The 24,325-nt window shown below is 36.8% G+C and carries 24 protein-coding genes and 1 riboswitch; of the genes, 11 read left to right on the top strand and 13 right to left on the bottom strand.

The window, feature by feature from the left end; all coding sequences use genetic code 11:
- Positions 1-34: 34 nt before the first annotated feature.
- Complete coding sequence (locus BV906_RS14820) at positions 35-853, bottom strand: squalene/phytoene synthase family protein (RefSeq protein ID WP_087974413.1); 819 nt, start codon at positions 851-853, stop codon at positions 35-37.
- Between the two features lie 230 nt (positions 854-1,083).
- Here BV906_RS14820 and BV906_RS14815 point away from each other — a divergent pair, with 230 nt between their 5' ends.
- Positions 1,084-2,232, top strand: coding sequence for an MFS transporter (locus BV906_RS14815; RefSeq protein ID WP_087974412.1), 1,149 nt, complete (start codon positions 1,084-1,086; stop codon positions 2,230-2,232).
- A gap of 163 nt (positions 2,233-2,395) precedes the next feature.
- Here BV906_RS14815 and BV906_RS14810 read toward each other — a convergent pair whose 3' ends face one another.
- Together BV906_RS14810 and BV906_RS19560 are read right to left on the bottom strand one after the other, a co-directional pair.
- Positions 2,396-2,611 carry a DUF488 domain-containing protein gene (locus tag BV906_RS14810; protein WP_087974411.1) on the bottom strand — a complete coding sequence of 72 codons (216 nt, stop codon included), beginning with the start codon at positions 2,609-2,611 and terminating at the stop codon, positions 2,396-2,398.
- Between the two features lie 194 nt (positions 2,612-2,805).
- Positions 2,806-2,964 (bottom strand): hypothetical protein, encoded by a 159-nt coding sequence (locus BV906_RS19560; RefSeq protein ID WP_176330369.1) that lies wholly within the window; start codon positions 2,962-2,964, stop codon positions 2,806-2,808.
- A 199-nt stretch (positions 2,965-3,163) separates the two neighbouring features.
- Here BV906_RS19560 and BV906_RS14805 point away from each other — a divergent pair, with 199 nt between their 5' ends.
- The 4 genes from BV906_RS14805 (at position 3,164) to BV906_RS14790 (ending at position 8,761) form a co-directional block, all read left to right on the top strand.
- Positions 3,164-4,465, top strand: coding sequence for a homoserine dehydrogenase (locus BV906_RS14805; RefSeq protein WP_087974410.1), 1,302 nt, complete (start codon positions 3,164-3,166; stop codon positions 4,463-4,465).
- Positions 4,462-5,523 carry a threonine synthase gene (thrC, locus tag BV906_RS14800; protein ID WP_087974409.1) on the top strand — a complete coding sequence of 354 codons (1,062 nt, stop codon included), beginning with the start codon at positions 4,462-4,464 and terminating at the stop codon, positions 5,521-5,523. Before BV906_RS14805 ends, thrC begins: the two co-directional genes overlap by 4 nt.
- Positions 5,520-6,401, top strand: coding sequence for a homoserine kinase (gene thrB / locus BV906_RS14795; RefSeq protein ID WP_087974408.1), 882 nt, complete (start codon positions 5,520-5,522; stop codon positions 6,399-6,401). The genes thrC and thrB overlap by 4 nt, the downstream gene beginning before the upstream one ends.
- 494 nt (positions 6,402-6,895) lie before the next feature.
- Complete coding sequence (locus BV906_RS14790) at positions 6,896-8,761, top strand: dihydroorotate dehydrogenase (protein WP_087974407.1); 1,866 nt, start codon at positions 6,896-6,898, stop codon at positions 8,759-8,761.
- Between the two features lie 72 nt (positions 8,762-8,833).
- Here the strand turns inward: BV906_RS14790 and argF are convergent, their stop codons facing one another.
- The 4 genes from argF to BV906_RS14770 all read right to left on the bottom strand — a co-directional run bounded on the left by argF (position 8,834) and on the right by BV906_RS14770 (position 12,761).
- Positions 8,834-9,793, bottom strand: a complete 960-nt coding sequence (gene argF, locus BV906_RS14785; RefSeq protein WP_087974406.1) for an ornithine carbamoyltransferase — start codon at positions 9,791-9,793, stop codon at positions 8,834-8,836.
- Between the two features lie 729 nt (positions 9,794-10,522).
- The gene (locus BV906_RS14780; RefSeq protein WP_087974549.1) at positions 10,523-11,719 is read right to left on the bottom strand and encodes a class I SAM-dependent rRNA methyltransferase; all 1,197 of its coding nucleotides are present in this window, start codon (positions 11,717-11,719) and stop codon (positions 10,523-10,525) included.
- 237 nt (positions 11,720-11,956) lie between these two features.
- Positions 11,957-12,250, bottom strand: a complete 294-nt coding sequence (locus BV906_RS14775; RefSeq protein WP_087974405.1) for a DUF3219 family protein — start codon at positions 12,248-12,250, stop codon at positions 11,957-11,959.
- Between the two features lie 79 nt (positions 12,251-12,329).
- A complete protein-coding gene (locus BV906_RS14770; protein ID WP_087974548.1) occupies positions 12,330-12,761 on the bottom strand; it encodes an acyl-CoA thioesterase in 432 nt (143 codons plus the stop codon).
- A gap of 184 nt (positions 12,762-12,945) precedes the next feature.
- A riboswitch (cobalamin riboswitch) is annotated at positions 12,946-13,128 on the bottom strand.
- Positions 13,129-13,438: 310 nt separating this feature from the next.
- Between BV906_RS14770 and BV906_RS14765 the strand changes: the two genes are divergently transcribed.
- Positions 13,439-14,725: an ATP-binding protein gene (locus BV906_RS14765; protein WP_245844184.1), complete on the top strand. Its 1,287-nt coding sequence runs from the start codon at positions 13,439-13,441 to the stop codon at positions 14,723-14,725.
- A gap of 50 nt (positions 14,726-14,775) precedes the next feature.
- On the opposite strand, the gene BV906_RS14760 is transcribed toward BV906_RS14765, so the two are convergent.
- From BV906_RS14760 to BV906_RS14735, 6 genes are all read right to left on the bottom strand, one after another.
- Positions 14,776-15,480, bottom strand: a complete 705-nt coding sequence (locus BV906_RS14760) for a hypothetical protein (RefSeq protein WP_087974403.1) — start codon at positions 15,478-15,480, stop codon at positions 14,776-14,778.
- The gene (locus BV906_RS14755; protein ID WP_087974402.1) at positions 15,477-16,223 is read right to left on the bottom strand and encodes a hypothetical protein; all 747 of its coding nucleotides are present in this window, start codon (positions 16,221-16,223) and stop codon (positions 15,477-15,479) included. Before BV906_RS14755 ends, BV906_RS14760 begins: the two co-directional genes overlap by 4 nt.
- Entirely contained in the window at positions 16,210-17,100 is an 891-nt protein-coding gene (locus BV906_RS14750; RefSeq protein WP_087974401.1) for an ATP-binding cassette domain-containing protein, read from the bottom strand. The genes BV906_RS14755 and BV906_RS14750 overlap by 14 nt, the downstream gene beginning before the upstream one ends.
- Entirely contained in the window at positions 17,097-17,483 is a 387-nt protein-coding gene (locus BV906_RS14745) for a GntR family transcriptional regulator (protein ID WP_087974400.1), read from the bottom strand. Before BV906_RS14745 ends, BV906_RS14750 begins: the two co-directional genes overlap by 4 nt.
- Positions 17,484-17,764: 281 nt before the next feature.
- Entirely contained in the window at positions 17,765-18,262 is a 498-nt protein-coding gene (locus tag BV906_RS14740) for a GNAT family N-acetyltransferase (RefSeq protein WP_087974399.1), read from the bottom strand.
- A 142-nt stretch (positions 18,263-18,404) separates the two neighbouring features.
- On the bottom strand, positions 18,405-18,992 hold the full coding sequence (locus BV906_RS14735; RefSeq protein ID WP_087974398.1) for a hypothetical protein: 588 nt from the start codon (positions 18,990-18,992) through the stop codon (positions 18,405-18,407).
- 156 nt (positions 18,993-19,148) lie between these two features.
- Between BV906_RS14735 and BV906_RS14730 the strand changes: the two genes are divergently transcribed.
- The 5 genes from BV906_RS14730 (at position 19,149) to BV906_RS14710 (ending at position 24,291) form a co-directional block, all read left to right on the top strand.
- Complete coding sequence (locus BV906_RS14730; protein WP_087974397.1) at positions 19,149-19,601, top strand: YaiI/YqxD family protein; 453 nt, start codon at positions 19,149-19,151, stop codon at positions 19,599-19,601.
- Between the two features lie 26 nt (positions 19,602-19,627).
- Positions 19,628-20,209, top strand: a complete 582-nt coding sequence (locus BV906_RS14725) for a TetR/AcrR family transcriptional regulator (RefSeq protein ID WP_245844182.1) — start codon at positions 19,628-19,630, stop codon at positions 20,207-20,209.
- A gap of 84 nt (positions 20,210-20,293) precedes the next feature.
- A complete protein-coding gene (locus BV906_RS14720) occupies positions 20,294-22,408 on the top strand; it encodes an MMPL family transporter (protein WP_087974395.1) in 2,115 nt (704 codons plus the stop codon).
- Between the two features lie 565 nt (positions 22,409-22,973).
- Positions 22,974-23,555, top strand: a complete 582-nt coding sequence (locus BV906_RS14715; protein ID WP_087974394.1) for a hypothetical protein — start codon at positions 22,974-22,976, stop codon at positions 23,553-23,555.
- Positions 23,556-23,598: 43 nt separating this feature from the next.
- Positions 23,599-24,291, top strand: coding sequence for a response regulator transcription factor (locus tag BV906_RS14710; RefSeq protein ID WP_087974393.1), 693 nt, complete (start codon positions 23,599-23,601; stop codon positions 24,289-24,291).
- The last annotated feature ends 34 nt before the right edge of the window (positions 24,292-24,325 follow it).

Genomic DNA, 24,325 nt, shown 5'->3' with positions numbered 1-24,325 from the left:
AAAAAAGAAACACGCCTATTCTTAGACGTGTTTCTTACTCATTTATGATCTGATCAACTGTTGTCTCAACTTCTGCTCGAGACATCTTTTCTTTCCCACTTTTTAGAGCTTTTAGCGTTCTATTTGCTAATGCTAACGGTATTTTACAAAATATGACAATGTTCTTCGTATTAATCTGTTTCATATATCGATCTGCTTTATTAAGATTGTCTTCTGCATATGCAAACATATCTGTACGTGTCCAGCCATCCGGAAAAAAGCGTACTCCACGTTCTGCATCTTCCTCCTTGTTCCTGAGGATATTGACTGCTTGTAAACCTCTTCCGTAACCAATTGCCAGTTCACGATCTGTTTCTGTTCCATCATACCAATTCCAAATATCCGACAGCATGACGCCAACCAGACCAGCGACATAATATGTATATTCATCCAAATCTTCCTTGGTTTTGACAACCCAGTCCTTTTCAACCCATTTTGCCATACCTTCAGCCATCTCACTAGTAGATGCTTTTACCTTATCGACGATGTCAGCTGGGCAAAAATCCAGCCAGTCTCCAAGACGTATCGTAACTTCAGGTAATAACGAATCATATGGCTTTATAAGCTCTAGATATGCATTTGAATCAAAGTCATTCTTCAACAAATTACTAATTTTCAAAAGTAATTGTTGCTTTACTTCTGGATTCAACTCTTCATGATCTTCAATTTCATCTATTGCTCTCATGCAAAGATAAGCAGACCCTACTGTTTTTTTCAACGTAGAATTTAATAATTTAATTGGTATGTAAAACGTTCTGCTTGTTAGTTTCAATACATGCATTGCTTCTTTTTCCAATTTAGCTTGACTTCTCACCGAATTCTCCTCCTTTGGACATTCACGAGGTAATCTAATTATAACAAAAAAACACACCTTTTTCTCCTTTTAACCCCCTAATACAAATACTGTGCATTTCACTCCCCAATTTTTTACAGATTATATTTTTGTTTTCGTAAATGTATGTATTATTTTATTTTTGCTTGCTAGGGGAAGACATTTGATCTATTATGGCAATGTTATATTTTTTTAAGAGAGGCGTATGAATAATGGATAAACGAGTGTATTTATTAACGATCGTCTCCTTTGTTGTTGGAATGGTCGAATTGATTATAGGTGGCATATTGGATTTGGTTGCAGTTGACTTAAATGTCAGCGTTGGACAAGCAGGTTTATTAATTACGATTTTTTCCCTCGTTTTTGCTGTATCGTCTCCAATTTTATTATTTCTTACCGCTAAATTGGAAAGGAAAAATTTGACGCTATTTACATTATTTATTTTTCTATTAAGTAATATCTTAGCGGTTTTCAGCCCAGTATACAGTGTGCTATTTTTAAGCAGAATTATTTCTGCAGCAAGTGCATCACTGCTAATTGTATTATGCGTCACAATGGCTTCAAAGATAGTGGAACCAAAATATCGCGGACGTGCAATTGGTATCGTAAATATGGGTGTCAGTGGTTCCCTTGTGTTAGGGATTCCATTTGGACTGATGCTTGGTAATGCCTTTGGGTGGCGTGCACCATTTATATTGATTTCCATTTTGACATTATTTTCCATTGCTGGCGTATACTTTTTTATGCAGAAAATTACTCCTGGACAAGTTACTATTTCGCTAAGCGATCAAATACACACATTAAAAAACAGTAAGGTATTATATGCCCATGCAACAACCTTTTTTGTATTGGCAGGTCATACAACATTGTATGCCTACTTAACGCCGTTTGTAAAAGATACGATGGGGCTTGATGGTATATGGGTCAGTATCGTTTATCTAGTATTTGGTGTAGCTGCTGTCAGCGGTGGGGCAATTGGTGGTACCTTTTCAGATCAATTTGGTTCCAAACCCACCATACTTACTGTCATTAGTCTATTTATATTAGCTATACTAGCAATTCCGTTTACTACACTTTCTATTCCATTTTTCTTTATTATCTTGGTTTTTTGGGGAGTAATGAGTTGGGCTATTACACCACCAATACAGAGTTATTTGATTGAATCTTCCCCGAACAATTCAGATATTATGATTAGTCTTAATAACTCATCCTTACATTTAGGCGTTGCGGTTGGCTCTTTCGTCGGAAGTATTGTTGTAGACAATATTGGTATCGAAAATAACGCCTTTATTGGCGGAATCATCGTCTTCTTTGGCCTAATCACAGCTATCCTATCCATTCGGGTGCCTGCCACTTCCTGAATTGTATCAAATTACATTTATTTCTGTTTGACTATACGTGTTGCGGCTAGTTCTGGCTCCTAAACGGTCGCCTCCACTTCCCGAAAGTTGTCGAAAGATGCTGAAGAGCAAAGCCACTAACAATCCGTGGTTTTGCTCTTTTTCATTCCATATACTTCATTCATTATACTTTCTGTTTATCCAAAATTTCCTTAAGTACCTTTGCCTGATTATTATCTACATCCTTGGCTGCATAGAGTAATGTCACATTTTTATGATGCTTTTTCGTGATATGCTTCAATTTTCCTAGTTCCTCTTGCTGATTGTCACCCTTAAGTTCTTCCTTATAGTTTGCTTTAAATGTATCAAATTTCTTAGGTTCATACGAATACCACTTTATATTAAGGAAGGAACTATTTCAGTTGTTGTGGTTATTTTCTCCAAAAAAAATCCCCTCTAGACAACACCCATCCAAAGGAGAGAGGACTTTTCTCTCTTTTTATTTAAAACTACATCTGCTTCAATTATAAGTTAATAATAAAGGGTTACCTCCATTACGTATAGTTAACAATAAGTTTGAATTTGCCAATTGTTTCACCGATATTTATCATTCCTTCTCAATATAAGGATACTAATTAATCCCACTCCAAGACCAATTCCCCCGCCAATTTCAATGCTACCCAAAAGAAGCCCTAGCGTAAACCCCAGACCTAGACAGGCTATAAATACAGCCCCTGATATCACTTCGTTCATTATAAATTCCTCCCAATTTTGGGTGATTTATAATAGTTTATGAATATTACCTCTTTTTAGTTCTCTATTTGTCCATTTAGTGAAAACGCTTAACATTAATTATTTAAAGATTCACTATTGCCATACAATGTTTTTCATGTTTAAATGAGTTAAATATACTATTTTTTGTTTTCCCGAAAATGCTATAAGAGGTGATTATATGGAAAGTAAAGTATCTGTCGGTCTTTTAGGCTTAGGTGTTGTTGGATCAGGTGTCATCAAAATTATTGAAAATCATCAGGAAAAACTTGCACATCAGCTCGGCTGCAGTGTGCAGGTTAAAAGCGTCTTAGTTAAGAACCTGGAAAAGGCACGTGATGTGAATACAGACGAAATTGTACTCACAACCAATCCGGATGATATTTTAAATGACCCGGAGATTGATATTATAGTAGAAGTAATGGGTGGAATTGAAGAAACAAAACAACATATTTTAAAAGCCTTTTCTACAAAGAAACATGTTGTAACTGCCAATAAAGATTTAGTTGCATTGCACGGGCCAGAGCTTGAAGAAGCTGCCAACCAGAATAAATGCGACTTTTATTATGAAGCAAGTGTTGCCGGAGGAATTCCTATTTTAAGAGGAATTGCTGATGGTTTATCATCTGACCGTATTCAAAAAGTCATGGGGATTGTAAATGGTACAACAAATTACATATTAACACAAATGGACAGTGAGGGTGTCAGCTATGAGGATGCCTTGCAGGAAGCAAAGGATCTTGGGTTTGCTGAAGCAGAACCTTCTGCAGATGTAGATGGCCTTGATGCTGCAAGAAAGATGGCAATCCTTGGTAGGCTGGCCTTTTCTACCCCAGTGGACCTTGAAGATGTAGAAGTTAGTGGTATTCGTGATATTGAACTGGAAGATTTACAGTATGCTGATCAATTAGGATATACAATGAAACTAATCGGCTATGCGAATTTTGATAGTCAAGAATTGGAAGTGAATGTACAACCAACACTTCTATCCAAAAGTCATCCCCTTGCATCTGTAAAAAACGAATTCAATGCTGTATATGTATATGGGGAAGCAGTTGGTGAAACAATGTTCTATGGTCCTGGTGCTGGGAGCCTCCCAACTGCAACAGCAATTGTTTCTGATGTCGTATCTGTTATTAAGAATTTACGATTAGGTGTAACAGGAAATCAATTTATCGAACCACACTTCAAAAAAGAATTAAAAACGCCTGATAAACGCCATGGACAGTATTATGTAAGATTATTTGCAAAGGATGAAGCTGGCGTATTCTCCACCATTTCCTCTATCTTCCATGAGCGGGAAATCAGCTTTAAGCGTATCCTTCAAACGCCTGTTAAAAAACATGAGCTAGCAGAGATTATCTTTATTACACACGACACATCACTCGAGAACTTCCGTAATGCTCGTGAGAAGCTGAAGGATTTGGATGTCGTACTGGAAGTAAAAAGCTATTACAAAGTTGAAGGAGATGCTGTTACATGAACTGGCAAGGGCTTCTAAGTAATTACAAAAATTATTTACCAGTTACAGAAAATACACCTGCACTTACGTTAATGGAAGGAAATACACCATTGATCCATTTCCCTACATTATCCAAAGAGTTAGGTATTGAATTATATGGGAAAGTGGAAGGTGCTAACCCAACCGGTTCCTTTAAAGATAGGGGAATGGTCGTTGCCGTTGCAAAGGCAATTGAAGATGGCAGCAAATCTGTCATTTGCGCTTCTACTGGTAACACTTCAGCTGCTGCCGCTGCTTACGCTGCAAGAGCTGGTATACGGGCAATTATTGTCATACCAAAAGGCAAGGTTGCACTTGGAAAACTCGCACAAGCTGTCATGTACGGTGCCGAAATTGTTGAAATTGAAGGAAACTTTGATGAAGCACTGAAAATGGTAAGAAGAGTTAGTGAAAATACACCGGTCACATTAGTTAATTCTGTTAACCCATATCGTCTTGAAGGACAAAAAACAGCTGCATTTGAAGTCTGTGATCAATTAGGACAAGCTCCAGACATTCTTGCAATTCCTGTCGGTAACGCTGGTAATATTAGTGCTTACTGGAAGGGTTTTAAAGAATATAATGATCATAAGCAAACTGGTCTACCAAAAATGTTCGGGTTTGAAGCAGAAGGTGCTGCAGCAATTGTTCAAGGTAAAGAGATTGCTGATCCGGAGACAGTTGCCACCGCTATCCGTATCGGAAATCCTGCAAGCTGGAATTTGGCAGTGCAGGCGAAAGAAGAATCAAATGGAATAATCAATTCTGTTACAGATGAAGAAATTCTAAATGCCTTCAAATTGTTACCAAGTAAAGAGGGGATTTTTGCAGAACCTGGTTCATGTGCATCTATCGCAGGTGTTATCCAGCAATGTGCAAATGGTACGATTAAAAAAGGAAGTAAAGTTGTTGCTGTATTAACTGGAAATGGATTGAAAGATCCACAAACAGCAATTGACCAAATGGAGATAAATCCTGCCTCCTTACCAAATGATGAAGAAGCTGTCACAAAATTTATTGAAGAGATGATCAGAAAATGAAATCATTTAAGATTTCTGTTCCGGCAAGTTCCGGTAATGTCGGGCCAGGTTTTGATTCCACTGGTTTAGCTATAAATCTTTATTTAACATTGGAAGTAACAGAGTCAGAGGAATGGGAATTCTACTCCCATTCCTCTTCTTCCAACAACAATCATGAAGAGAATTTTATTTTTAAAATAGCGAAGCAAACAGCCGAGCGACACGACAAAACGCTTCCGCCATGTAAAGTGATAGAGAAAAGTGACATTCCGTTGGCTCGCGGGCTTGGAAGCAGTGCATCTGCAATACTTGCGGGGATTGAATTAGCTAATCATGCCTGCAATCTTTCATTAACGCTTCAGGAGAAACTGCGTTATGGGACGGAAATTGAAGGACACCCCGATAATATCGCTCCAGCACTATATGGTGGCCTCGTCATCTCTGTCGTTACTGAAGACGAGATTGATTGGATTCAAATTCCAGTAATAGATGTTGATTTAGTCTTATATATTCCTAATATCGAGTTAAAGACTGAAGCGGCAAGGAATGTCTTACCAGATAGCTACCCGAGGAACCATGCTGCAAGTGCAAGTGGTATTAGCAATATGGTAATTGCTTCTCTTTTATCAGGAAATTATGAGCTTGCAGGCAAAATGATGGAAAGAGATTTATTCCATGAACCATATCGTGCAGAGCTCATTCCTAACTTTGATAAAATAAGAATGGAAGCAAAAAAACACGGAGCATATGGTACCGTGATTAGTGGTGCCGGTCCAACCATGCTATCTATTGTTCCTAAAGGAAAAGCAGCAGCTATTGCTAAACCATTACAAGTCCTTCTAACTGATTATCAGGTGGAAACATTGGATATAGATTTGCAAGGGATGAAAGTCGAATAAACAAGCCAAAAGCAAACTTGATCGTTCGCCAGTAGGGTTACCTGGGAGAAACAATATGCTAAACTTACACAGAAAATCGCATTGCTTTCGCTGGATTTCCACAAAAATAATCTGCGTTATAAATCACATCGAAAAGGCTTAGGAGTTTTTTATCTAAGCCTTTTTTATTTTACATTTTTTTCAAAAGCATTTAATTCGAGTCTCCAATTATCATTCTCCTCCAACAAGACCTTTTGGTTAGAATTACAAAATGAATTTTTAAATAATAAGATTAGTAAACTCATAATTACAAAGCACCCTATTATGTCTAGTATTCCTAAAAAGTATTTCTATGCCAATTAATGTAGCATGTTTGTATTTGCATTTAGAAGACAGTTTTGCTTAGTTGCTAAACATGCTAGAATTGTAGCAGGAAAGAATATGTGAATTCATTCGAGAACGATACAGTAAAAAGACTTACAGAAGTCTAAATTACCGTTTAGAAGGTGTCCTTTATGCCAGATTGGTCTTATCATCCATTAAAAAAACTTTTATTAGATAAAATAAGCCCAAAAACAAGCCGAGAGTTTATACATAAATCCATGAGCACCATTGCATCCATTCCTGGTGGGAGGAATCTTATTGGGTTTTTAGGGCATATGAAACCTGCACGGGAATTTCAAAAGGAAATTAATCATACTGGATTTCCTTCTCCTATTGGACTAAGTGGCCATATTGATCCTAATTTATCAGGAATCAATGCTTTCCAGGAGTTAGGTTTCGGATTTGTAGAAATTGGACCAATCGTGTTAAATGAACCCCAAAAACAAAATGAACCAAAGAGAGAAAAAGATCAAATTCTGTTTTCCGATAATCAAGAGAAAGTTCCACTCAAACTAGCGATAAAAAAAATAATAAACCTGAATATCCGAATTCCTATATTTGCGAAGATAGATGCACAAGTGAATAGGAATGAATGGGATATCATCATTCAGCATTTAACACCCCTTGTAGATGCTTTCATCGGAACAAATGAGCAAATGAACTCATACGTAGAAAATAATGTAGTAGGTTTGGAACGCTCTTTTTATGTATCTTTATCTACTGATGAACTGAACAAAAAAGAGTTCAAAATGGGAAAATTGATACAACATACAGGTATCGATGGTATAGTCGTAAATGCTCCTCATCGAACGGAAGATAGCTATTGGTATGAAGTTGCAAATGCAAATAAGTGTTTGGCTAAAACGATTAAACAGGTTAAAGATCTGCATCCTGAGCTAACGGTCATAACCTCTGGTGGAGTAGAGACACCAAACGATGCTTGTACTTTATTTCGTGCTGGTGCAGATTTGGCAATGCTAACAGATGGTTATGTAAAGGCAGGGCCAGGACTACCAAAGCGAATTCATGAACGATTATTATATGAAGAAGACCGACCTATTAAACACCAAAATTGGTACCTTTCATTTCTATTTGGTCTTTCTATCCTTATTGGAGGAATTATTGCTTTATATTTTGCATTTACAAGTATTATACTTCCATATGATGAATCTTTTCTTGGGCTGACAAGAGCAGATATCTTACAAGTAAACCCACTTATCCTTTCATTTATGTCTCATGACAGAATGGCACTAGCTGGTACGATGATTTCAGGAGGAATATTGTATATCCAACTTGCACGACACGGAATAAAATACGATATGCATTGGGCAAGGATTGCTTTTCACAGTGCAGCAATTGTAGGATTTCTTGGGATTTTTCTTTTTATCGGCTTCGGTTACTTTGATTGGCTACATGGTTTATTCTGGCTTATTTTATTGCCGATATATTATTTTAGCTTCAGGGAAGGAAAAAAAGTTACAGGTACCCCATATTCCAGTCAGGGACAGAATGATAAAGTGTGGCAATACGGACTTTATGGACAGCTCATGTTTATTATATTAGGATTTTTGATAGTAGTAGGCGGGATCGTAATTTCCACAATAGGTGTATCCAATGTTTTTGTGTCTACCGACTTAAGTTACTTGTGTATGTCACCTCAAATGTTAGATAGCATAAGTAGCAATTTGATTCCTGTTATTGCACATGACCGAGCAGGATTTGGAAGCGCCCTTGTAAGTGTTGGTTTACTTGTTCTAATGCTTTCCTTGTGGGGTTTTAGAAAAGGGGAACGTTGGATTTGGAATACACTTGCTATAGGAGCATTACCTGCATTTATAGCGGGGATTGGAACTCATATATATATCGGCTACACAACATTTATACATTTACTTCCAGTTTACTTTTTAATCATTTTATATCTGGTAGGATTAGTATTATCCTATCCTTTCTTAAAACGAAATAAAAATTCCGTATCGAAAACAAAATGTACTCCATAGGTAGACTATTTAAAGATTCTACTCTATAGGGTACATTTTGTTTACTATGGCCTCTTTATCATTATCATTCTATTATCCCATCAAAGCAGTCATTAGAGCTTTCTGGGCATGTAAGCGATTTTCTGCCTGCTGGAAGACAACAGAATGCTCGCCGTCAATCACTTCCGCTGATACCTCTTCACCGCGATGTGCTGGTAAACAATGCATAAATGTTACGTCGCTTTTCGCACTAGCCAATAAATTCTCATTTACCTGGTAACCATCGAAGTCCAATTCCCTTTTCAACTGTTCTTCTTCCTGACCCATACTCGCCCATACATCAGTATAGATAACATCTGCATCTTTAACAGCAACTGTTGGATCCACCTCTATACTAACTTTAGCACCATGTTCAGCAGCTAGCTTAGTTGCCTTTTCGATAACCGACGGATTGGGCTGATACCCTTCTGGTGCAGAAACTACTAATTCCATTCCCGTGATTGCAGCACCAATCATCAGTGAATGCGCCATATTATTTCCGTCTCCAATATAAACGACCTTGGTACCTCCAAGCTTCCCTTTTATTTCTTTAATTGTTTGTAAATCTGCAAGTACCTGACATGGGTGATATAAATCGGTTAGCCCATTAATCACCGGAATGTTGGCTTTGTCTGCAAGTTCTTCAACTGTCTCTTGTGAAAATGTCCGAATCATAATGCCGTCCAAATAACCAGATAGAACTTGTGCAGTATCTGAAATCGTCTCACCCCTACCAATCTGTATATCTTTGGAACTCAAGAAGATTCCTAAACCGCCTAGTTGATAGATTCCTGCTTCAAAGGATACGCGTGTTCTTGTTGAAGATTTCTCAAAAATCATACCTAATGTTTTTCCTTTAAGTGGCTCGAAAGCGATTCCTTCCTGTTTTTGCTTTTTTATATAATCAGCCAAATCAAGTAAATAATTGATTTCCTTTGGTGTATAATCTGCAAGTGTTAAAAAGTCTCGCCCTTTTAGTTCCTGTTGCTGAAAGTTAATTTCCTTCGTAATCATATGACCGCTCCTTATAAATTTGTTTATATGAATTATTATGCAATAAAAAGAATAAATATACAATAGCTTTTATGCTTTTTATTAAAATAAACTTTGGCTTTATTCTAAGTGATTGTGAATACTACACGTCCCAACAAAAAGATTGGTTGTTATTTCCACAAAATCTATATACAACGACTTAAGATTGCTTCGACGACCGCTCTGGGAAATACACTTCGCGCATCCTAGGGCGGCTGGTGAGCCCCTTCATACTGACGCATTTCAGTGTCTCACCTATGCCTCTCTTCCCGTAGGAGTCTCCGTGTATTTCCCAAATCTAGTTTAAGCTTGAAGACGAATTAATTCCTTAGTGATTGATTTAAAAATCGGATTACACAGCTTGACCAGTTCGGGTGAGCGGAGAGCAGTGACTCCTGCTTAGAACTGCACGTGTCCGAAGACCCGAAGAGTGGTTTTCCCTTCGGTTCTGTGGCCGTGTCCTAAGGTGCGCATCCGCCCGCAGCGACCCCCGGACGGCGCAAAAGCAGACGTCTTTAGAAATCAGCTTGCATTTACATCACTTTTTATGGTCTAAAATACATACTAGTTTCTTCGGCAGTTTATCTCAACTGCGACGTTTATAAAACAACATATATATGCGAAAACAGCCTAATTTTTTAACGAATAGGAACTGTCTTTTATATCCATCTAAAAAACCCGCTAAGCTTCGAGAACCATAGCGGGTGTCAATTAATTCACTTTCTGCACAATAACGACCTTTAAATAATTTCCTTGGTTAAAATTACGGTCTACTTGAAAATCAGCTGGTAATGAAAATTCCTCGACAATCCTATATTTCACTTTCATATCTTTAAAGCCTTGATCAATAAACTTTTTAAACTTTTTCATTCCAAATGATGCATTGTTCGTAGATGCAACGATGATTCCATCCTTTTCAAGAATCGCGAGTGTATCTTTTATCAATTCAGGATAATTTTTTGATGTGCTGAACGTATGCTTTTTAGAACGGGCAAAGCTTGGAGGATCAAGGACAACCACATCAAATTTCAATTCTTTACGTTTCGCATATTTGAAATAATCAAAGACATCCATCACAATGATATCCTGCTGTTCAAAATCAATTCCATTTACACTGAACTGTTCAATTGTTTTGCTTTTACTGCGCTTGGCAAGATCCACACTAGTTGTTTTCGCTGCACCACCAAGCGATGCGGCAACAGAGAATGCTCCCGTATATGAAAATGTATTGAGCACATGTTTTCCTTTTGCATACTGATTACGGATGGCTTGACGTACATCACGCTGATCCAGAAATATCCCAACCATTGCCCCATCGTTTAAATAAACCGCATAACTCATGCCATTTTCTTTAATGATAATTGGGAATTCGCCACGCTCTCCCTTTACAAAATCATCGTCATCAATATATTGTCCCTTCGTATCGAAGCGTTTTTTTTCATAAATAGCCTTGTAATCACCGAGTTCATCCAGGACTTGGATAACTTTTTCCTTAAACGAATAGATTCCTTCGCTATACCAGTTGATTAAATAATAACCTTCAAAATAATCAATGGTCAGCCCACCAATGCCATCACCTTCACCATTAAAAATACGGAATGCAGTCGTGTTTTTGTCCTTGTAAAAGGATTGTCGTTTATTGATAGCAGTCAAAATTTTACTTTTAAAAAAGACTGTGTCAATCTTTTCTCCCTCATTAAAAGTCAATACCCAGCCAAGTCCTTTATTCTGCTTTCCGTAATAACCTTTGGCAAGAAAGTTGCTGTTTTGGTCAATCAAATGCACTAAAGTCCCTTCTGCTGATAAATCTCCAGGATTTTTAATTGCATCCTTATTGATCAATGGATATTTATTTTTATAATGGCCAATAAAATCCGGATTTACGTTTAATTCAATTGTTTTTGTCATATTTTCATCCAATCATGTTTTTCCACATTATCGCATTTCCAATCGAAAAGGGAAAGCATATCTATCCATTTCTATTTTCAACGTAGTTACAAGTACCCTTAATTTCCGTTCGATTTACAAAAGGATCACCTTCAAAGCTAAAATTCAGGCTTTCTACTTTAATACTATATCGATATGAGGGGATATTTCTCCATATCAAAAAATCCTATGACGCAACATAAACGTCATAGAATCCTGTTAGTTTTGCTCGATGAGTTCCAATTTAAAATCGCCAACTGCCCCTGCTTCATACAAATTTGTAATTGAGGTGGAATAATTATGGATAACAGCTGGAAATTCAAGCTGTTTCCCAGGAATCTTAACTATAAAATCATTTTTATATAGCAATGCCGTAACATCATGGTAGTCCTCTGTTGTCACTTTAAAATCAAAACTTACTTTCTTTAATTCGCCTTCATCCGTTTTCACTGTTTCTTCCTGAAGATTTAATGCGTCAATGGTTAAGTTATTTATGCTAACCTTTTCACTCATTTCAATCACTCCTGCCAAATTAGTATACATAAATACTAACAGGTTCAGGCTAAATTGTTTAACAGAACAGCTCCCTGCCTTAAATCTGTTTCTGCTTATAGGAATGACGTCTTAGACGGTTCTCTTTTCTTGCTGGTGCTGATGAGTATAACAGTACTTCTTCATCACTCTCTGGAAATACACCCGGAACCGGAACAGATTTTCCATCTTCATTTACTGCAACCATTGTCAGAAATGATTCTGTTGTTAGTTTCTTTTCATTTTTTATTAAATCATGTGCATGAACCTTTACATAGACTTCCATCGAGCTTGTCCCTGTATATGTTACATAAGCTTCCAGACTCAATGAATCACCAACTTTTGCGGAGGATAAAAAATCAACCGAATCAATGGATGCTGTCACAACTGAACTATTAGCATGTTTCATCGCAGTTAAAGCAGCAATTTCATCAATATATGCAAGAACCTTTCCACCAAAGATGGTATTTAGGTGATTCGTATCTGGTGGCATTACCAACCGCGTTTGAACTGTTTTAGATTTGCTAATTGCTATCTTTTCCAATATATAATCTCTCCTTCATAAAATTAAAAAACACCTTCTTTAATTGAAGATGCTCGTAAAAAAACACTAATTATAATAACTGCAAAATGTATGCTAGGAATAAGCTCACGCATCCTCCTATCTCCCATAGGATTACATACTTTCCCTTATGGCAGGTATCCTGGCTTAGGATCGTCAAATCCTATCTACCTTCCCATCAATATAAACAGTGGTTTTCCGATGGATTCTCCTCTTTAACAGTGGCGGGACCGCGGTGGATTTTTCCAGCTTCCCTTCTCGACTTGTATATTAAGTCACCATAAAGAAAAATTTCTTATTTCATTCATTATATCACAATTTTGCGAGTCAAAATAAACCTACTACACATATATATATTATATTATGATATGATTATTTTAGAAAAGCGCAAACACACGTTTAGCGACGTGTGGACATTTCTTTTAGCCGAAGGGATGAATTTAACCGGGGACCTACAGGAGGATGTAGGTCAGTTCGGTTTTGCGATAGAATGTGGCTTAATCTCCCTGAAAAATAGAGTGCAAATAGTTATACAATAGGATCAGTGTGAAAAATAATAATTAAATCTAACATAAAAAATCTATATTTGAATTCGGAGGAAATTCATATTGAAAAAATACCCAACTTTAATTAAATTCAATGATACAGACAATAATACAATTCCACAGTATTACGATTATGCAGTTGGTATTGATAAGGTAAAAGATGTATTGACCGAAAAATTTGGCAATAACTATAATCTTTATGATATAGATGATGGTATCGATGAAGTGGATGATACCTTAGAGCAACTTCTTCTGAGAAAAGAGATAGATATTGAAATACTGGCAAGTGTGTATGATGCAGTAGGAACATCAACCATTAAGTACAATGATACAAAACAGTACTCTGTCAGACCATCCTTAGTGAATAATATATTCCACTTCCCAAACTATGAAGTGGTTATTGTAAAATTACCAATTTATCAAAGTCATATGGAATACGTACGTGAATTTATTTTCGCAAAAAATGATGCATGTGTGTTGGCATTTTTAAACTATATGATTGAAAAGCAACGTGAATATATGCTTGATGGCATAAACGTTCTTACAGATACTGAGGACGGCTTAGAAAAAACTCGTGAGAAAATAACCTATCAAGTACGACGGGATGATATTCTGTTGGAAGATCATGTGAAGACGGATATTTTCCGTTCGATTGATGAATTTTTCCATGAGAATGGGACATTTTTTCAAGAATACAATATTCCATACAAGCGTGGAATTCTTCTATATGGTAGCCCGGGCAATGGGAAAACAACTCTCGTTAAATCAATCGCAGGCAGTGTACCGGCTCCTGTTGTATATTGGCAGATTACCGAATATACATCAAGCTACTCGATTAAGGAAGTTTTCGCTACGTTAACGAAAATGGCGCCGATGATTCTTATTATAGAAGATATCGATTCCATGCCCGAGGAAGCGCGATCTGTATTTTTGAATACGCTTGACGGCGCCACATCCAAGGAAGGAATTTTTCTAATTGGAACAACCAACTATCCTGAGAAAATTGATCCTGCTTTGATAAATCGTGCAGGCCGTTTTGATCGTGCCTATGAAATCAAGCAGCCAGATGATGCATTAAGAAGTAAATATTTGCATAAAAAAGGCATGACAAAATTCTTATCCGAAGAGATGCTAACTCAATTAACGAAGCAAACAAAAGGTTTATCCATTGCCCAACTTAACGAGCTATATATGTCCGTTGCTCTTCAGTGGCATTATGAGAATCAAGTCGATGTAGATAAGATTGTAAAAGACCTCCAGGAAAATCACCGCAGAACGATGAAGCAGGAATGGGACACAGAAGAATATGCGGGTAGAATGGGATTTAGTAGTCTGGTTAAGCTTGATTAATTTATAATTAATCAAGCTTTTTTCATCATTAATCTTGCATGTATCCTATGTTATCCTACCGTTTCAATCATCATATTTGTATCAAATTCCAATTCAATACCTTCTGAAACTCGAATATATATTGCATCATAACCACTTATTACAGTATGATCCATTAATTTTTCACCAGATAACTGTCTAAACGGAAACTCCTGCTTGAAGGTAGTAAACGAAATACTCTCATATGAACCATCATATGGTTTGTTAACACTTAATACATTTGATGACAAATTAATATCCGGTAATGCCGTGTATTTAGAGACTTCTACTATTTCGACAAATACAGGTGTTTGATAAAATACAACTTCAATCACATTTTCTATGTCATCTACTTTCTCTACATATATTGGTACAGTATTAACATTATTTTCCGGGGCTATTATTTCTAGTTGCTCTCCTTGATATTGGAAATCCCAACTTTCACGAATAAATGATGAATCGATATCATCTACTCGCCCATGTTGGATTTCATCGTACAGATGCATATCATACGAACCTTGAGTTTCCTCAAAGCTATAACTTTTGCTATCCGTTGTTTTCTTTTCTATAGGCAGAAGATAATATACACCTACTGAAACGAATAGAAGAATGATATATCCAATAAATATCCACTTTGCACCTTTTCCCCTATTATTTAAACGTCTTATTATGGCAATAAGTACAAAAAGGATACCTAGTAACAATAAGATTGGCAGAAACGAAATAGCTACATTCATTTTCTAACCTCCTGTCGATTCGAAATCATCACAGCACAAAGGAAACATATTGCTGCAGTTATTCCTGTTTTAATAATAACTATTAGGATGGATGATTCATCGAAATAAAATTGACCAATCTCCAGCAGTATTTCACTTTCATTTCGTCCAATTAAGTACAAGGATCCAATCAATAACGCGGGCAGAATCCCAATAAATATCTTATTGAATTGAACAATCGAACCAATTAGATAACCTAGGGAACTAACCATAAAAATAAAAAGCATGGTTGCAATAAGCCCACTTATAAACATACCAAAACCCTGCACGCTACCAGCACCTAGAAATTGATAATCGAAGAAAAAAATCATCATAACTTTTATTAAATAACCAGAAAAAATCGCTGTAAGTGCACCTACTACACTTGCAGTAAACGAAAAAGCAATATTGGATAGATTGCTACTTAACCTATTGGTTACAAAGGCATAATCATATTCTTTGTAATCTTTGGTTGTAATTTGAATCGAGCTGATAAATCCCCAAATCATCGTAAAAACAATTACAATATCTGCAGAGTAGTATTGAATATCTACACTGCTGTACCCGACACCACCGAAACCCATTTGGCCAGTTCCTGACAATGAAAATAAAATTGCAATAGCTTGAATTACAAGCATTGAATTGAAAATAGTTATATTAGCTTTACATTTATATAAATATTGCCTTTTCACGAGTGTTCCCAAGTGGATTTTACTTAAAGACATTATCTATTCCACCTTTCATTCTGCTGGTTAAATATATACATAAATCACTAGCTGAAACAGGTGAAACTTCAACACCTAGCTGTTTTGCTTGCACTAATGGAAAAGAATTATTTTTCACCACAGAATAAGTAGTATTCTCGCCGACTTGTTTGGTATGAAGTACCTCTAAATTGGATGTCCATTGCATAATAACTTCTGTTCTCCCTGATAAACCAACTGCATATTCTTTAAGTTCATCCATTGACAGATGAAGGAACATTCTTCCTTGATCAATTAATAATACATCTTCCAATAAATCTTCTATCTCATCTAAATGGTGGCTGGATATGATAATTGTTCGCGGATGTACGAGATAATCCTTCAAAAGCGCCCTATAAAAATCCCTTCTGACTCCTGCATCCATCCCTGTTGTCGGCTCATCAAACATAGTTAGCGCACAACGAGAGGCTAAACCAACAATCATGTTAAATGTACTCTTTTTTCCCTTTGATAATTGACTATGCGTTTGATTTGGATAAAAAGAAAAATAATCAAACAGTCTTTCGGCAAAATTCTGATCCCATTTCTCGTAAAAGCGCTCTGCTTCTTTTAAGATTTCAGGAAGCGTCAATACCCTAGGGAAATTCATTTGATCATCAACGTAAATGGTATTTGCTGATACGAAAAGATTATTAAAAGGACTTTCTTCAAAAACGTTCACATCACCTACAGTTTGTCGCCAATACCCAGCCAAAATTTTCAAAAGCGTTGTCTTCCCTGCTCCATTTCTCCCTATTAAACCAGTAATCGTGTTTTCTTTAATCGAAAATGACAGATCATTCAATGCTTTTAACTGCCCTTGTTTCTTCGTTAATCCTTCACATTCAATAACATTCACTCCGCATCCCCCTTGCGTTCGTTATTCATCGTCCGAAGCATTTTCATTAACTCTTCTTCATCAACACTAAGTCGTTCTGCCTCCAACACAACTTCCCTTAATAATCCCTTTAGCGTCTGATTTTTCCGTTTGTCCATAATAATAGCTCTTGCATCACTCGTAACAAACTTACCAAGCCCCCGCTTGCTATAGAGAATCTTTTCATCAGCTAGGATATTTAATCCTTTTGCAGCTGTTGCAGGGTTGATCGTAAACATTTCAGCAAGCTTGTATTGCGAATAAACCTTATCGTCTTTTTTAAAATTTCCATTTAATATCTCTGCTTCGATCCATTCAGCAATCTGTATATAAATAGGTTTTGACCCGTTAGTATTAAGACTCAAGCCTGCAACCTCCTTCACATGAGTTAGTACATTACCCATGTAATGTAGTATATTACCTTTTTCTGAAAAGTACAACAGGAATTTAAAAAAGATGCCTGGAATCAGACATCTTTTTTTGATAAGTTATTCACCCACACGCTTCTATAGCCTCGTATATGTGAATTTTTGTATTAAATTTGTGAACTTCCTTCATTTTTATCTTGAACATTAGCATTTGGACTATGGGCATCGACTTTTTCTTTGTGGTCTTCAGCATTACAACGTTTTTACGCCAAAGTAAACTATTCAATCCCTACAATTTCACTCCTCCGCTCCATCATGACAACATCACGCCAACGTCCATTCATTTTGCCTAACTGTTTACGCACACCAATCTCCCTGAACCCAACTTTCTTATGTAAATGAATACTAGCTGTATTTTCAGGGAAAATCCCTGATTGCAGTGTCCAGAATCCTGCCGCTTCACTTGATTCAATAACAGCTTGGATTAGTTTTGAACCGATTCCCTTTCCAACACTATCCACACTAAGATATATACTCAGTTCTGCAATACCTGCAAATGCACGCCTGCTCGAAACCTGGCTCAATGCTGCCCAGCCGAGTAATTTCTCTCCATTACTTACAACCAGCCTGCATGCATGTATATGTCCCCGATCCCATTCTTCCCACGAAGGTGCATCTGTATCAAAAGTAGCATTGCCTGTTTGTATCCCCTGTATAAAAATATCCCGAACCTGCTCCCAATCTTTTTCTTCCATCTTAGAAATTTGATATTCCATTCATTTACCATACCCTTCGTTCACTTATACTGATTTCCTAAGTATACTTCTATCCGTGCAAATGGCACATGATGATTATCTTAATCAATCATGTGTCATTTGCACATAATTTCATCTATTTTTAAAAGCAAACCAAAAATAGCTAGAATAAATAGTAAATAGCCTGTATAGGTTTCCGGGTTGAGTAATGGAATAACGTCTTGGAATTCACCTTCCCTGAAAACCATATACCAAAGTATTCATTGTTAAAGGCTAGAATCATCATACATATGCTGTAAAAAATAATTCCGGTTATTGACTCGCTTCGTTTGATTCTTCCCCTTGGATCAGGAATTGCTGGTAAATCGGATGGTTTCCATGCTTCTCCCCTGGATAATTCTTCAGCTTTTAAACCGCCAAAATAATCTCCAATTGCAAACCCAATTGTTACCCAGCCAACTATTTGCGGAACGACTGTAATTATAGAAATAATCAAACCAATAAAGTGATCCAAAATAGCAATTGAGTTAATAATAATTTCTATGACAAAAACAACACCCATGCTAAAGGCAAATGAAATAAGAGAAATTTTCATTACTAGCATATAAAAGTCAAATAATTCCGGACCAATTACATATTTTCGGTTCTCACGGTAATTTTGTGCTAACTTCTTTCGGCTTCCTAATTCCAATAATACCTCTTCCACATCTGTTCTTTTGATTTCTCCACCATTCGCTCGCTCTTCGACCATATCTTAAATGAGACTGCGCAATTCCTCTGAGATATCTTCCCTCTGCGTAAAGTGTACATTACTTACATTCTAACATTACACTTCCTAACCTATTTTATTGACAAAATCTCTCCCTAACTTTAATATCACAATCAATTGAGTGACAGGAGAGATGATATGATAATATATGTTGATGCAGATGCATGCCCGGTGAAAGATATTATTATAAAAGAAGCCAGGGTTAAAAATATAGCCGTTGTGATGGTAACAAGCTTTTCACACTTCTCCAACAAAGATAATCCTGAAGGTGTGAAAACGATTTATGTTGATAACGGGGCAGAAGCAGCTGACTATCGGATTATGAAGCTCGCTAAAAATAAAGATATAATCGTTACACAGGACTACGGGCTCGCTTCATTGGGACTAGCAAAAGGATGTACCATTCTTCATCACAAAGGGTTTACATATACGAATGAAAACATTGATCAGCTTTTACAAACAAGATATCTGAGCGCAATGGCTCGGAAAAGCGGTAAGCGTACAAAGGGTCCAAAACCATTTACGGTAGAAGATCAGGAGAAATTCAGAGTACTCTTCAAAGAAACTTTGGACCAAAAACTTGCCAATTAAATAATAAGAATTGTATCAGCAACGAGGTGAATAAATTGGGCAGAGACAAGAAATTTACGGAACAGGATTTATATGCAGCCACGAAGAAAATTTTAGTGAAAAATGGCTATCAAGGATTCACCTTCAGCTTACTCGCAAAAGAACTTCAGGTTTCCAGGGCAACGCTTTATAAGTATTACGATAATAAAGATGAACTGATTACGAATTATATGGTTTTTGAAATGGACTCCTTTCTTGAAAAACTTAAAGAAATTGATAACTATCAGAATTTTGAACAGCAATTTGACTTTTTGATTAATATTATATTTGCGGATAGCGAAATCCATCAAATTCGGAGCATGGCATTTGAAATCCCTGCTACCAATGAAAAAGTAAAAGAAAATAACTTAAAGCTGAAAAGTCAGCATAAAGATATGTATGAAATGCTGCAAAAATTTGTTTCATTAGGCAAAGTAAATCATCAGCTAAAGGCAGATCTACCAGACCCTCTCATTTTGGGACTCATCTTTCAGACTGTCGATATACCAAATCATTTTGGTGTACCACAAGTTGAATGGATAGCCTCGATAAAGGAAATAATCAGACACGGAATGTTTACAAAAGATTAATTGACACTAGTGTTACTTTTAGGGATACTAATAAGTAACACTAGTGTTATTTTTAATTCCATTTGCTATAGAGGGAGAGATTATATGAAAAAACTTCTACAGAATATCACAGATCGTGTTTCAACAAAGAAAGGAATGTGGATTACAGCAGGAATCTGGGCTTTGGTACTGATATTATTGACAGTCTTTGCGCCAAGCGTCCATGATTATCAGGTTTCGAGTGTAGAAACATTGCCAGAAGATGCCCAATCTGTCATCGCAAGTGAAAAGATCGCATCTTATTTCGAGACTAGTGATTTATTGCCCGCTATACTTGTTTTCCAAAATGATGGGGAAGAAATCGACCTTACTGAGCTATCAGAAATTACCACAGAAATCGAAGAAGCCGGTATTTCCGGATTAGAAGAAATCGTTCCACTTGCAATGCTGCCTCCACAGGCTGCAGAATCCTTTTTCTCGGAAGATAGCACAACAGCTATTATCCCTGCCAATCTATCTGTTTCGTTGGACACAGCAGCTATTAAAGAATCTCTAAAGAAGATTGCAGAACTGACAAACGAACTGTCTGATCTTGAATTGCTTGTTACCGGTCCAGCTGGAATTGCAGTAGATACAACAGATTTATTCTCCAGAGCAGATCTAGTACTGATTATGGCGACTGTTGGCATCATTCTCGTACTCCTTGTCGTTATTTACCGATCACCGCTACTGGCTCTTATTCCATTGCTTGCTGCTGGTTTTGTTTACCAGATTGTTATGCAGATTCTTGGTATATGGGGAAAAGCTGGATTGGAAATGAGTACCCAGTCAGTTTCAATTATGACTATATTATTATTCGCAGCTGTCATTGATTACTCTTTATTCGTCTTTTCCCGCTTCAAAGAAGAACTGAAGACCCACAATAATAAATATGAGGCAATGAAAATGGCAATGAGAGGAACAGGATTGCCAGTCTTTTATTCAGGTGGAACAGTATTGGTTGCCATGCTCGTACTTATATTTGCTTCACTAGGAGATTATAAAAACTTTGCCCCTATTTTCGGAACTGCATTGCTTGTAATCATGTTATGTTCCGTTACCCTTGTACCAGCGTTATTCACTTTATTTGGTAGAAATTCCTTCTGGCCTGTTATACCTAAGGTCGGTGATACGCAAGTAAAAAGGAATTCCATATGGAGTAAAGTTGGTCGATTCGTTACGAAGAAACCTGCCCTGTCCGTTTCAATCATCCTTGCTTTCATTTTCCTATCAGCAGCAAATATATTCAATATGGATTATGAGTTTAATATTCTTAAATCTTTCCCAGAGGATATGCCGTCCAGGGAAGGTTATGAATTATTGGAAGAGAATTTTACAGCCGGGGATCTTGCACCGACAACGGTATTATTTGAATCAGCAGATACTGTCAGTACTGATGAACAAGAAGTACTGATTGAGAGGTTCAATTCAGAGGAATCGGTGGAAAGTGTTCGACTCGAGAATATTACGGAAGATGAGAAAACAATTTCTTTAAGCATGGCTTTTGAAACAAATCCTTATGATGCCGTAACAATGGATGCATTAGAAAAAATTCAAAATGAAGCTGACAGCATTCTTGCCGATATTAACTTGAATGGTGAACTCTATTTTGCCGGTGAAACAGCTACTTCCATCGATGATCGTTCATACAATAACCGGGATACGATTTTGATTGTAATTCTTGAAACCATCCTGATCTTTATCATGCTGATGATTCTGACTAGATCATTTAAAATGCCAGTATATATGATGGGAACAATACTCGTTTCCTTCGCTGCTGCGCTTGGATTGGGCATGTTCCTAACTGAATTGTTCTTTGGAATTGATACGATTAGCAATAGGGTACCTGTATATGCCTTCATATTCCTTGTGGCACTTGGGATTGACTATAACATTATCCTTGTTTCACGGTTTATGGAGGAACGCAAAAAACATCCTGTAAAAGAAGCAGTGGAAATTGCAGTAGCAAATACAGGTGGTGTCATTTCCTCCGCCGGTATCATCCTTGCATCAACATTTGCCGTACTGATGACACAGCCAATTCAATTGCTATTTGTTTTTGGCTTTATCGTGGCAATAGGTATTCTAATAGATACCTTCCTTGTCAGGGGAGTTTTGTTACCAGGATTACTGGTCCTATTTGAAAAAGATAAAAATAAAAAGGCAGAAAAAGAATCATAATCGAGAAGCCCATCAGTCATATACACTGATGGGCTTCTTTTATCATCAACATTTGACAAAATTCGTGGAGTGAATATACCCAAAAGTGGAGGCGACCGGTTAGGAGCGATTAGACTGCGCCCCACAGGACGTGGGGTGGTTCAACAAAGCCACGTGATGTGGCGTTCTTGTTGAACATTCCTTCGCAGGAGATAAAGGAAACACCATGAGCTGTAAAGCGAATGGATGTTGACTTATCGGACGGAGGTGTCAGGAAGTCTATGAGCTCCTGGGAGCCGGAACTAGCCGCCACTTGTATAGTCGCACCACTCTAAAAATTCGACAAAATTCAGGGAGTGAGCACTAATATGTTTAGTGACACTAGTAATACGCCTTCAGACCTATAGTTAAATATTCCTCAGGTTGCTTATTATATATGTGCACATCTATTAATATAAAGGGAGATTAACAACGATTAGATGAAAACTTAAGACTTTCTTAAGGATTTCTTTAAGCTTTTCTTATCTTTTAGAACTTATATTAGAAATAGAAACATTTTCATGATTAAATTTAGGGGAGATTTATGATGGAAGAGAAAAAGGTATATATCGTATTAACAGATACGGGGACACTATTTACAAAGATGATAAAGTTCTATACAAGAAAACCATACAATCATGCATCCATTTCTTGTGATGCCGATTTGTCAGAGGTATATAGCTTCGGCAGAAAAAAACCAAACAATCCTTTTATCGGGGGATTTGTAAGGGAAAACTTTAAAACAGGATTATTTAAACAGTCCAGAGCGGCAATTTATTGTTGTACAGTCAGCGATCACCAACTGCAAAAGGCAAATGACTATATTAAAAGAATAGAAAAACAAAAAGATCAGTTTCGTTACAATTTTTTAGGTTTATTCGGGGTTATACTAAATAAACCAGTAAAACGAAAAAATGCATACTTTTGTTCGCAATTTGTTGCAACTGTTCTTAAAGAATGTGATATTATCGAGTTTCCAAAGCCATTATCATTAGTAATGCCTCATGACTTACAGGAGGCTGAGGATTTTCAGTTAGTATATCAGGGCAAACTAGCCCATTTTTATACAGATGGAAATCGTGAAGAAATGACACAGCCTAAGTTAAATCTGCTCTCAGTTGAAATATAATTCATGGTCTTATACTCTGTATTAACATATATCGCAATAAAAGGTGGATAATAAAGTGAATATTTTAGTAGTGGAAGATGATAATGATATTAATCATTTGCTATGCAACATCATAAGAAAACGTAATTATTCAGCCCAGCCTGCGTATTCTGGTACAGAAGCAATACTCTATTTGGAAAAGCAGGACTGGGATTTAGTATTACTTGATTTAATGCTCCCAGGAATGACAGGGGAAGAGATCCTCTCTGCAATTGCCGCAAAAAGTAATGTACCAGTTATCGTTATTTCCGCTAAAGGAGACCAGCATACGAAAATTGATAGCTTGCGTGCAGGTGCAGATGATTATATTACAAAGCCATTTGATATTGAAGAGGTATCCGCACGAATCGATTCACATTTAAGAAGATATAAACGCATGAGCATTGCGCCTAGCAAACAGGAGTTAGCCTTTAAAGATATTCTAGTTGATTTGGAAGCGAAAACAGTCCAAGTAAATAACCAAAAACTCGCATTAACCTCACGTGAATACGCCATTTTGATTCTTCTTTTGTCGTCTCCAAAGAAAGTCTTTTCTAAATCCAATCTATTTGAAAATGTCTGGCATGAACCATTCCATGGTGATGATAATACGGTTAATGTACATATGAGTAATTTAAGAACAAAACTCTCTAAAGCTAATCCAGCGGAAGAATATATCGAAACCGTCTGGGGTATGGGTTATCGCATGAAATCTTAAGGTTTTCTTAAGAATTAGCTTAAGCCTTTCTTAT

It is taken from the genome of Oceanobacillus rekensis (assembly GCF_002153375.1).
GTDB lineage: Bacteria > Bacillota > Bacilli > Bacillales > Amphibacillaceae > Oceanobacillus > Oceanobacillus rekensis.
This window is presented reverse-complemented; position numbering and strand designations above follow the sequence as displayed.

What these genes read in the sequence shown, in the direction of transcription:
- BV906_RS14805 (WP_087974410.1), top strand. Translation starts at nt 3,164, where the DNA reads ATGGAAAGTAAAGTATCTGTCGGTCTTTTAGGCTTAGGTGTTGTTGGA.
- BV906_RS14740 (WP_087974399.1), bottom strand. Translation starts at nt 18,262, where the DNA reads ATGGAATATCAAATTTCTAAGATGGAAGAAAAAGATTGGGAGCAGGTT.
- BV906_RS14755 (WP_087974402.1), bottom strand. Translation starts at nt 16,223, where the DNA reads ATGTCTTTAAGTAAAATCCACTTGGGAACACTCGTGAAAAGGCAATAT.
- BV906_RS14735 (WP_087974398.1), bottom strand. Translation starts at nt 18,992, where the DNA reads ATGGTCGAAGAGCGAGCGAATGGTGGAGAAATCAAAAGAACAGATGTG.
- BV906_RS14780 (WP_087974549.1), bottom strand. Translation starts at nt 11,719, where the DNA reads ATGACAAAAACAATTGAATTAAACGTAAATCCGGATTTTATTGGCCAT.
- BV906_RS14760 (WP_087974403.1), bottom strand. Translation starts at nt 15,480, where the DNA reads ATGAATGTAGCTATTTCGTTTCTGCCAATCTTATTGTTACTAGGTATC.
- argF (WP_087974406.1), bottom strand. Translation starts at nt 9,793, where the DNA reads ATGATTACGAAGGAAATTAACTTTCAGCAACAGGAACTAAAAGGGCGA.
- BV906_RS14770 (WP_087974548.1), bottom strand. Translation starts at nt 12,761, where the DNA reads ATGCCACCAGATACGAATCACCTAAATACCATCTTTGGTGGAAAGGTT.
- BV906_RS14790 (WP_087974407.1), top strand. Translation starts at nt 6,896, where the DNA reads ATGCCAGATTGGTCTTATCATCCATTAAAAAAACTTTTATTAGATAAA.
- BV906_RS14720 (WP_087974395.1), top strand. Translation starts at nt 20,294, where the DNA reads ATGAAAAAACTTCTACAGAATATCACAGATCGTGTTTCAACAAAGAAA.
- BV906_RS14775 (WP_087974405.1), bottom strand. Translation starts at nt 12,250, where the DNA reads ATGAGTGAAAAGGTTAGCATAAATAACTTAACCATTGACGCATTAAAT.
- BV906_RS14815 (WP_087974412.1), top strand. Translation starts at nt 1,084, where the DNA reads ATGGATAAACGAGTGTATTTATTAACGATCGTCTCCTTTGTTGTTGGA.
- thrC (WP_087974409.1), top strand. Translation starts at nt 4,462, where the DNA reads ATGAACTGGCAAGGGCTTCTAAGTAATTACAAAAATTATTTACCAGTT.
- BV906_RS14715 (WP_087974394.1), top strand. Translation starts at nt 22,974, where the DNA reads ATGGAAGAGAAAAAGGTATATATCGTATTAACAGATACGGGGACACTA.
- BV906_RS14730 (WP_087974397.1), top strand. Translation starts at nt 19,149, where the DNA reads ATGATAATATATGTTGATGCAGATGCATGCCCGGTGAAAGATATTATT.
- thrB (WP_087974408.1), top strand. Translation starts at nt 5,520, where the DNA reads ATGAAATCATTTAAGATTTCTGTTCCGGCAAGTTCCGGTAATGTCGGG.
- BV906_RS19560 (WP_176330369.1), bottom strand. Translation starts at nt 2,964, where the DNA reads ATGAACGAAGTGATATCAGGGGCTGTATTTATAGCCTGTCTAGGTCTG.